The sequence below is a fragment of the Planktosalinus sp. genome (assembly GCF_059864935.1).
This window is the reverse complement of the sequence record NZ_JCBCCK010000454.1, coordinates 1-9243: the sequence shown is the minus strand read 5'-3', so window position 1 is coordinate 9243 and position 9243 is coordinate 1. Positions and strand designations below refer to the sequence as shown.

The window sequence follows — 9243 nt, the reverse complement described above, 5'->3', positions numbered from 1 at the left end:
ACCTGAAAGATATTCAGTAGATAAAATTAAACGAGCTCACAAGATGTGGTTAGTGGGGTGGATACTTCTTTAGTAGGATTAGGGAACTTTGAAAGTACTGGAACTATAAATATTCGTGAAAATGATGCACTTGTAACTTTAAATGGTTTGAACTCAATTTCAACTATCCATAGTTTATATATTGAGGATAATCTTATCCTCGACAATATTTCAGCCCTTGAAAATGTATTTTATGAGAGCGGAAATAAAATAATTACCGGAAACCCCCAATTAGCAATTTGTAGTTATTTAAATCTATGTACTAATTATTTAGAAGAGCCTTGGGATTTTGTAATTCAGAATAACGCTATCGGCTGTAATTCAATTGCAGAATTTAAAACAGGATGCCATCCATACTGCCCCACTGAATTAACTTTTTATGCACAAACGAGTATAGATTCACTTGTTTCAGTTTTTCCAAATTGTTTTGAACTTGAAAGTTTGAATCTTTTGGGGAATAGTATAACAAATGTTGCAGGTTTAAATCAATTGACTAAAGTTGATACTTTGAATATAAATCAAACCCAATTAGCTAACTTTAATGGTTTAATCAATTTACAAAATTCCAGTTCACTCACCATAGCCAATAATTCTAATTTGACTTCCTTATTGGGTTTTCAAAACTTGAATTCCATTACTTCGGGGATTGGTATTTTAATTACAAACAATCCTCAGCTTCAAAATTTAAACCCTTTGTCCAGTGTAACTAGCTTTTCTGGGGGCATTCAAATTGATAATAACGACGCCTTAACTACTTTAAATGGCCTTCAAAACTTGCCAGGGTTAACAAGTATTCTTAGAGTTGAGAACAATCTTGGTTTAAGTGATATAAGTGATTTGGGAAATATAATTTTAAATATCAATGAATTGGTTATTAAAAACAATCCTAATCTCTCCGTATGCAATTATAATAATATTTGCAGTTATGTAATGAGTGGCGGGTTTTCTGAAATAGATAATAATGCACCAGGATGTGCTACTTTACTGGAAGTTCAAAATGCATGTAATATAGTAGGAATTACAGATTCAAATTTTTTAAATGCGTTGTTAAACCATAATCCTCCTGTCGACCTCAACAACGATGGAAACATCCAATATTCTGAGGCAGAACTTTTTAGTGGGTTTTTAAATGTCAGCAACCAGAGTATCCAAGATATGACAGGTATTGAAGCATTTATAAACATCAATGGTTTAGATTGTTCAATAAATGATTTAACTTCAATTAATCTGTCAAACAATACAAATCTTGAATTATTAAGAATATTTCAAAATAATATCTCTGTTATTGACATCAGTAATAACACTTTATTAAAAGAAGTTGAAGTGAATTTTAATCCAATAACATCATTAGATACAAGTAATAATGCATTGCTTGAAATCATTTTAGCTTCATTTTGTACAGATTTGATTAATGTTAATGTAACAAACAATCAAAATCTTGAAATATTGGAACTTAACAATACTTCAGTTCCAAGTATTAACCTTAGTCAAAACCCTCTATTAAACAAGCTGGCAATTGAAAATGCTTATTTGACGTCAATTGATGTTTCCTTAAATCCTAACATAACAAGATTGAAAGTTCGTGATAATCAAATTTCAAACCTTGATATTTCATTGAATTCTTTCCTTGAATATCTCTATGTTACCGGAAATTCTTTATCAACAATAGATTTTTCGAATAATCCTGAAATTTTTGCATTTAGAGCCGGGAGCCCTGAACTTGATTTTATTAATGCAAAAAATGGAAATAATACAAATATTGTGAATTTTGAAGTTGTAAATAGTCCAAATTTGGAGTTCATTTGTGTTGATGATATTATCTATGCAGAACAAAATTTCACTGTTCCCCAAGGAGTAATTTTTGTTGAAAATTGTGAATTATCAAATCTTGAATTTAATCTTGATCATTCTATACTATTTTACCCAAACCCATTTAAAGACATTATAACCTTCAGTTCTCAAAATAATGTAGAAATAAAAAATCTTATCTTATTTTCCATAAAAGGTGAAGTTTTACTTGAAACCTCTTCTATTACAATGGATTTAAATAATCTCAGTTCGGGAATCTATTTTGTAAAAATTATCACCAACCAAGGTAATATTTCAAAAAAACTCATTAAAAAATAACTTTAAAAAAGTATCCAATCCACCTGCTTCCATTACAGCAAAGAGGCTCTTCAAAAACACGGACTTATAAAAGGCGGTAAACTCGCCATAAAAAGGATTTTTAGTTGTCACCCCTGGGGTGGAAAGGGGTATGACCCCGTGCCGTAGGGGTTTCCTTTTTCTTGTTTCTGGTTTCTGGTTTCTAGTTTAATTTAATCCAGTTTGGAATTTCGTCTTTAATTTTGAAATTTGACCCTTGCAATTTGGAATTTATAATTACTATCTTTAACCTCATTAATTTTTAACTACCACCTATGCATTTTTTAAGCTTTGTCTGGGACCCCTCAACCGGTTTGGATTTGGGAATTATCACACTTCACTATTACAGTTTAATGTTTGTTATCGCCTTTGGATTGGGGTGGTTTATTATGAAGCGCATTTATGTGAGAGAAGGTATTAACCTTGAGAAGTTAGATAGTATATTTATCTATGCCGTGGTGGCGACACTCATTGGCGCCCGTTTGGGTCACGTGTTTTTTTATGACTGGGATTATTTTCAACACAACCTGCTTGAGATCTTTTTGCCGTTTAAATTTAACCCCTTTGAGTTTACAGGCTTTAGAGGACTGGCAAGTCACGGTGCAGCCATAGGAATTATTGTAGCAATGTATTTCTACAGCAAAAAAGTAATTCAAAAGCCTTTGTTGTGGGTGCTTGACCGGGTGGTTATTCCCGTGGCCTGTGGAGCTATTTTTGTGAGAATTGGCAATTTTTTTAATTCTGAAATTATAGGAAAACCTACAAATTCTGATTTTGGTGTGGTATTCGCACAATTGGGGGAAGATTTCCCAAGACACCCCACTCAACTCTATGAAGCCGGTGCTTATTTGTTGGTCTTTTTGCTCTTGTGGTTTTTATACTGGAAAACCAATAAACGGGAAAAGCAAGGTTATTTGTTTGGTCTCTTTTTAGTACTGCTATGGTCGGTACGATTTTTGGTGGAATTCATCAAAGAAAACCAGGTGGATTTTGAAGAAACCATGGCGTTGAATATGGGGCAATGGCTGAGTATTCCGTTTGTGATTTTAGGTTTGTATTTTATGTTCAGACCGGAGAAGAAGGCAGAAGTTAGAAGTTAGAAATTAAAGAAGTTATTGAAAATTAAATTTGATAAATAATGAAACGATTTTTATTGGGAACCTCGTTGTGTTTATTTCTGGCATTTGGTTGTAAGGACAATAAAACTTCAGCACCTGTTACCAGCGCTGAAGTTGCTTTTACCAAACAAGGCGAGTTAAAACTGATTCAAAAAGAAACCGACAGTATTCTTCAAACGCTGGACATTGAAATTGCCGACACCGAATACAAAACCCAAACGGGATTGATGTACCGCAACTCTATGGAGGACAATCAGGCCATGTTATTTATTTTTCCTGATTCACAGGTGAGAAGCTTTTATATGAAAAACACCCAGATTGCGCTGGATATTATTTTTATCAATTCCAATCAGGAAATCGTGAGTTTTCAAAAAAATGCACAACCCTTTAATGAAAGCCCTCTTCCATCAAATGTACCTTCTCAATATGTGCTTGAAATCAACGCCGGGCTTTCTGACACCTGGGGTCTTGAAACCGGTGACCGTATCAAGTGGAGTAAAACTGAATAAATATATTTTTTAACATTAAGGCATTAAGAAGATTAAGTAACATTTAGGATTTCGTCATAACTAACCTTAACTTCTTAATTGTTCATAATAATTCCATTCCTATCAAACTTTCTTTGAACCATTAAGGCATATCACCTTTCTGACGTGAAACTTTAAACCAGAAACAAGACACGAGCGCAGCGAACTGTGCGAAGCAAAACCAACATTAGCCCCGATTGAGGTATTTGTTGGAGCTCTTTTTATTGCTATTTAAGCAATAAAAAAGCGACTGCCGAAAGCGGGAAATAGCTCCAAATAAAAAACCCGTCCTGAATAACTCAAGACGGATTTAATTTTATAGAAGAAATTGCTTTTATCCCATTTCTATCTCACCTTCTTCCTCTTCTTCTTTGTATTTTAAATCGATACCTTTTTTCTTCACGGTATCAAACATTGCCGGAGTTGCAATAAACACCGATGAATATGTACCCACAATCACACCAACGATTAACGCAAACATAAATCCTCTGATGGACTCACCTCCAAAAATGAAGATGGCCAGCAACACGATTAATGTGGTGAACGAGGTGTTGATGGTTCTACTAATGGTACTGTTTACTGCAGAGTTAATTACCCTAAAGAGTTTCCAGCTTGGGTTTTCATTGTAATATTCCCTGATGCGGTCAAACACAACCACGGTATCATTCAACGAGTAACCAATTACCGTTAGGATAGCCGCTATAAATGCCTGGTCGATTTCCATAGAGAACGGCATTACGTTCCTAAACAAGGAGAACAGACCCAACACTATAATTGTATCGTGCATTACCGCAGCAACTGCACCCAAACTAAACTGCCACCTTCTAAATCGCAAGAGGATGTAAAGGAATACGATGATTAACGAACCTGTAACGGCCCAAACTGCTGCACGTTTAATATCACTCGCAATGGTTGGACCTACTTTCATGGACTGCATCAAGCCCACCTGTTTGTTTTCATCATCACTCAGGAACTCCTCATAAGTGAATCCTTGCGGGAAATGAGGCACCAATGCATCGTACAACATTTTTTGTGTTTCAGCATCGGCTTCACTGGTTTGGTCATCCACTTTATATGCCGTAGATATTTTTAACTGATTGCTTCCCCCAAAGGTTTTGGCTTCAGCAGTATTGTAAGCAGCAACTAAATCCTGTTGAATCTCTGAAGCTATTACTGTTTTGTCAAAACGAACCGTATAGGTGCGTCCACCCACAAAGTCAATTCCCAGATTTAATCCCTGGGTGATTAATGACCCTAACGAAAGTATAATAAGGAAACCGGAAATGATGTAAGCTATTTTACGTTTTCCAAGGAAATTGATGGCCAGGTTTCTGAACAGGTTTTTGGTAGCTGCTGTTGAGAAGTTTAATGGTTTACCATTTACAGTATAACGCTCAATAAACATTCTTGTTAGGAATATAGCGGTAAATAACGAAGTCAAAATACCTATCAATAAAGTAGTTGCAAAACCTTTAATAGGTCCTGTTCCAAAAATCAAAAGGATTAAACCGGTTAAACCTGTGGTAATGTTGGCATCAAGAATGGAGGAAAGCGCATTGTTGAAACCGTCTTTAATAGCATCCTTCTGGGCTTTTCCTTTATAGAATTCTTCCCGGATACGTTCAAAGATAAGTACGTTGGCATCAACAGACATACCAATGGTTAACACAATACCTGCAATTCCGGGTAGTGTTAAAACAGCTCCCAATCCTGCAAGTACACCAAAAATGAAAATCAGGTTGACTACAAGTGCAATATCTGCATAAATCCCTGCCCTACCGTAGTATAATATCATCCATATTAATACAAGACAAAGTGCCAGCAAGAACGATCTGATACCACTGTCAATAGCCTCCTGACCCAATGAAGGCCCAACGATTTCACTTTGAATGATATCTGCTCTGGCAGGAAGTTTACCTGCACGCAATACGTTTGCAAGGTCAATGGCTTCGTTGAGTGAAAAGTTTCCGGTTATTTCTGAACGCCCACCTGAAATGGCCCCTCTTGAAACCCCGGGTGCTGAATACACGATATCATCAAGTACAATGGCAATTTGACTCTGTTGTGCTGATGCCAAACCTGTCATTTCTTCCCAGACTCTGGCACCTCGGGCATCCATTTGCATGGTTACTGCCGGTTTACCCACCTGGTCAAAACTTTGTTGTGCATCGGTTACAACAGTACCACTTAATGGCGGTGTATTTTCCCTTTTGGCTTTAATGGCATAAAGCTCAGTAAACTGCTCACCTGTTTCTGCAGCTACAATAGGTTTGCCCCAAACAAATTTAGCATAGCGCTGCTCTTGAGGCAACAAGGCCCTCACCTGTGGCATTCTTAAATAACTGTTGATTACAGCTGTATCCCTCAATTTGAAAGTAGCAATTACAGGACCGCCCTGACCGCCTAAATTTTGGATTCTTCCAAAAATGGGATTAGCATCAACGCCGTCAAGCACCTCCTCCAGATCTTCGCCACCCAAAAGTCTTGAAATATCTTCGTCATCTACTGTAGTTGTATCTGCAACGGTTTCTTCTTTTTCCTCTGTTGTTGGTTCTTGAAGGTTTTTTACCACATCATTGGCAGCAGACAAAAACGACATCATTTCATCTATTTTGTACACGTGCCAGAATTCAAGTTGTGCCGTGCTTTGTAGTAAAACCTGCACACGTTGTACATCTCTGGCACCGGGCAATTCAACAAGGATTCTTGCAGTATTACCGAGGCGTTGAATGTTGGGCTGAGTCACACCAAATCTGTCAATACGGTTTCTGATCACCTCAAATGCTGCATCAACAGACTCGTCAACTTTACGTGTCAAAACACGTTGTACTTCGGCATTTGTCATTTCAAAGTGAATTTCTTCACTCAGTGTTTTATTGGCAAAAATTTCTGGTGAAGCCAGTCTGTTGTCTCCGGGAAGTTCATTAAATGCTTTAAAGAATGCTTCCAGATATGTATCTGTCGTTTCAGTTTGTATTTCTGTGGCTCTGGCTAAAGCTTGGCTGAATGCAGGGTCTCTTGAATTATTAGAAAGACCAACTAATATGTCTCTTACTGAAATTTGCAGAATCACGTTGATTCCACCTTTTAAATCCAGACCTTTGTTTAATTCTTTTTCTTTTGCAGAGTTGTAGTCAATCCCAAACATAATGGGTTGACCTCCAATAGAATCAAGATAATTTTTTTCTGCAAGGTCTCTTTTGGCAACATAATCTTCTGCACTGTCAGGTATTTTGTTGATGGCATATTCCTTTGCTTCAGCTTCAGTTGTTGTAGCAAAGTATGTAAACGAAAGCTGGTAAATACTTACCAAACCAAACAAAATTGCAAATACCTTAATTAGTCCTTTATTTTGCATTCTTCTAAAAAATTAGGTGTATAAATGAATTTGTATGTTTTTTAACAAACGTGCAAATATAGAATTTCAATCAGGAAAAGACAATTATTTTTTAAGATTTAAAAGCCGTTTGCACATTATAAAACAAAATCCGGATTCCAATTGAAAATCAAACAAATGGAATCCGGAAAAATTAGTTAAATCCTATTGACTAAAAGTTACCCAAGTAGTGCATTCACATCTCTAACGGCAACTGCACTTGCTTCCATCATTTTCTTTTCTTCATCATTTAGTGAAATTTCAACAATTTGTTCGATTCCGTTTTTACCTAAAATCACGGGAACACCGATACAGATGTCATTCATTCCATATTCACCATCCAGCATCACCGCACAAGGGAACATTTTCTTTTGGTCGCAGGCAATGGCGTGAACCAGCGATGAAACCGCAGCACCAGGCGCATACCAAGCTGAAGTGCCCAGTAATTTGGTTAAAGTTGCTCCTCCCACTTTGGTATCTTCAAGGACTTGTGCCAATCGCTCTTTTGACAAAAAGTTTGAAACAGGCACACTGTTTCTTGTAGCTAATCGCGTTAATGGAATCATTCCTGTGTCACTGTGCATTCCCAGAACCATTCCATCAACATCAGATTGCGGACATTCCAATGCTTCAGCAAGTCTGTATTTGAAACGCGCGCTGTCAAGAGCCCCGCCCATACCGATAATCCTGTTTTTGGGCAGGCCTGTTGCTTTGTGTGCCAAATAAGTCATGGTATCCATTGGGTTGCTCACCACGATAAGGATAACATTTGGAGAATGTTTTACAAGGTTTTCAGATACTGATTTTACAATTCCGGCATTGATGTCTATCAATTCTTCACGTGTCATGCCGGGTTTACGCGGAATCCCGCTTGTAATCACTGCCACATCACTGTTTGCAGTTTTTGAATAATCGTTTGTGGAGCCTGAAATCTTGGTATCAAAGCCCATTAGTGAAGCTGTTTGCATCAGGTCCATGGCTTTACCTTCGGCAAAACCTTCTTTGATGTCAACCAAAACTACTTCAGAAGCAAAATTTTTAATCGCAATGTATTCCGCACAACTGGCACCAACTGCACCTGCACCAACAACTGTTACTTTCATATTTATAAATGTTTTAGAGTTAAAATTGAAAGTGCAAAATTACAAATTCTAAATCAAAAATAGGGTATGATTTCTTAAAATCCGAAGCCAATTCCGGCACTTGCTGTACTGTATTCAGAAGCGTTATATTCGGCATAAATACTAAAAAAGCCCAGCTGTAATCTTGTGCCAATGGTTGCCTTAACTCCGGAAACTTTGTTTTTAACCGAAAAGGGATCTTCAAAAGTACTTGAAGTTTCGGTCAAGGGTGTACCTGCTCTCACTGTATAAGTTCCCAATACATCAAAATCTGAAGTTCCTGTAACATATCCAAATCCTCCATAAAAATTAATCACAGGTAGTTTTGTTGAAGCCAATACTTGAAACAACCAACTGTTTTGCTTCACTTCAAATCGTTGTCTTGTACCTTCAATAATTTGGCTTTCTGTAAAATCAAAGCTTCCGTTTAAATTTGTAAAACCAACAAACCCGGAAATAGCCACCGGGAATATTTTTTCTGCGGGTAGCATTTGAGTAAATTCATGCTGAAGCCCAAACCCGATTAAACCCGTTGTTACATCCTCATAATCAATTTTTGGAAAGTAACGAATTTTTAATTCCGTGGCTTTAAATATTCCAACACGAGCCTGCAAAAAAGCCGACGGTAAAAAGTTTATGTTTTCTGACGCTAAACCCTGAGGGAGATTAAATTCCACTTCCTCTTCAAAAAGACCAGACCCGTCATTTACAATTGCATAAACCCGAATGTTTGGATTGTTTTCCCCAAAAGCTGTCGCCACTTGTTTTGAAACACTTTCATCTCTGAAATACAAATTGTTATAATCATTGGTATTCAGTGTGAAGCTTCTTTTTTCTTTATTTATAATGGTTGCATTTCCAATAAGTGAAATTTCAAACTTTAAAGGTTTCTTGACTTCGGCAGTTTGCATCCATCC

General features: G+C 36.8%; 6 protein-coding genes and 1 pseudogene. 4 read left to right on the top strand and 3 right to left on the bottom strand.

The annotated features are described in order from the left end of the window. Positions 1 to 45: 45 nt before the first annotated feature. The 4 genes and pseudogenes from AC6F75_RS13440 to AC6F75_RS13425 all read left to right on the top strand — a co-directional run bounded on the left by AC6F75_RS13440 (position 46) and on the right by AC6F75_RS13425 (position 3811). Complete coding sequence (locus AC6F75_RS13440; RefSeq protein WP_500715602.1) at positions 46 to 2166, top strand: T9SS type A sorting domain-containing protein; 2121 nt, start codon at positions 46 to 48, stop codon at positions 2164 to 2166. A 21-nt stretch (positions 2167 to 2187) separates the two neighbouring features. Further along, positions 2188 to 2313: pseudogene (locus tag AC6F75_RS13435) on the top strand (membrane protein insertion efficiency factor YidD); the annotation flags it as partial. Positions 2314 to 2459: 146 nt separating this feature from the next. Further along, complete coding sequence (gene lgt / locus AC6F75_RS13430; protein WP_500715601.1) at positions 2460 to 3284, top strand: prolipoprotein diacylglyceryl transferase; 825 nt, start codon at positions 2460 to 2462, stop codon at positions 3282 to 3284. A 38-nt stretch (positions 3285 to 3322) separates the two neighbouring features. Further along, positions 3323 to 3811 carry a DUF192 domain-containing protein gene (locus AC6F75_RS13425; protein WP_500715600.1) on the top strand — a complete coding sequence of 163 codons (489 nt, stop codon included), beginning with the start codon at positions 3323 to 3325 and terminating at the stop codon, positions 3809 to 3811. Positions 3812 to 4163: 352 nt separating this feature from the next. Here the strand turns inward: AC6F75_RS13425 and secDF are convergent, their stop codons facing one another. The 3 genes from secDF to AC6F75_RS13410 form a co-directional block, all read right to left on the bottom strand. Then, positions 4164 to 7187, bottom strand: coding sequence for a protein translocase subunit SecDF (secDF, locus tag AC6F75_RS13420; protein WP_500715599.1), 3024 nt, complete (start codon positions 7185 to 7187; stop codon positions 4164 to 4166). 197 nt (positions 7188 to 7384) lie between these two features. Continuing rightward, positions 7385 to 8308: a malate dehydrogenase gene (mdh, locus tag AC6F75_RS13415; RefSeq protein ID WP_500715598.1), complete on the bottom strand. Its 924-nt coding sequence runs from the start codon at positions 8306 to 8308 to the stop codon at positions 7385 to 7387. A 74-nt stretch (positions 8309 to 8382) separates the two neighbouring features. Then, positions 8383 to 9243, bottom strand: an 861-nt coding sequence (locus tag AC6F75_RS13410; RefSeq protein ID WP_500715597.1) for a DUF6588 family protein, incomplete at its 5' end; no start/stop codon positions are given.

Bases quoted from the DNA above. Each gene is read 5' to 3' on its own strand.
- lgt (WP_500715601.1), top strand. From the start codon at position 2,460: ATGCATTTTTTAAGCTTTGTCTGGGACCCCTCAACCGGTTTGGATTTG.
- AC6F75_RS13425 (WP_500715600.1), top strand. From the start codon at position 3,323: ATGAAACGATTTTTATTGGGAACCTCGTTGTGTTTATTTCTGGCATTT.
- secDF (WP_500715599.1), bottom strand. From the start codon at position 7,187: ATGCAAAATAAAGGACTAATTAAGGTATTTGCAATTTTGTTTGGTTTG.
- mdh (WP_500715598.1), bottom strand. From the start codon at position 8,308: ATGAAAGTAACAGTTGTTGGTGCAGGTGCAGTTGGTGCCAGTTGTGCG.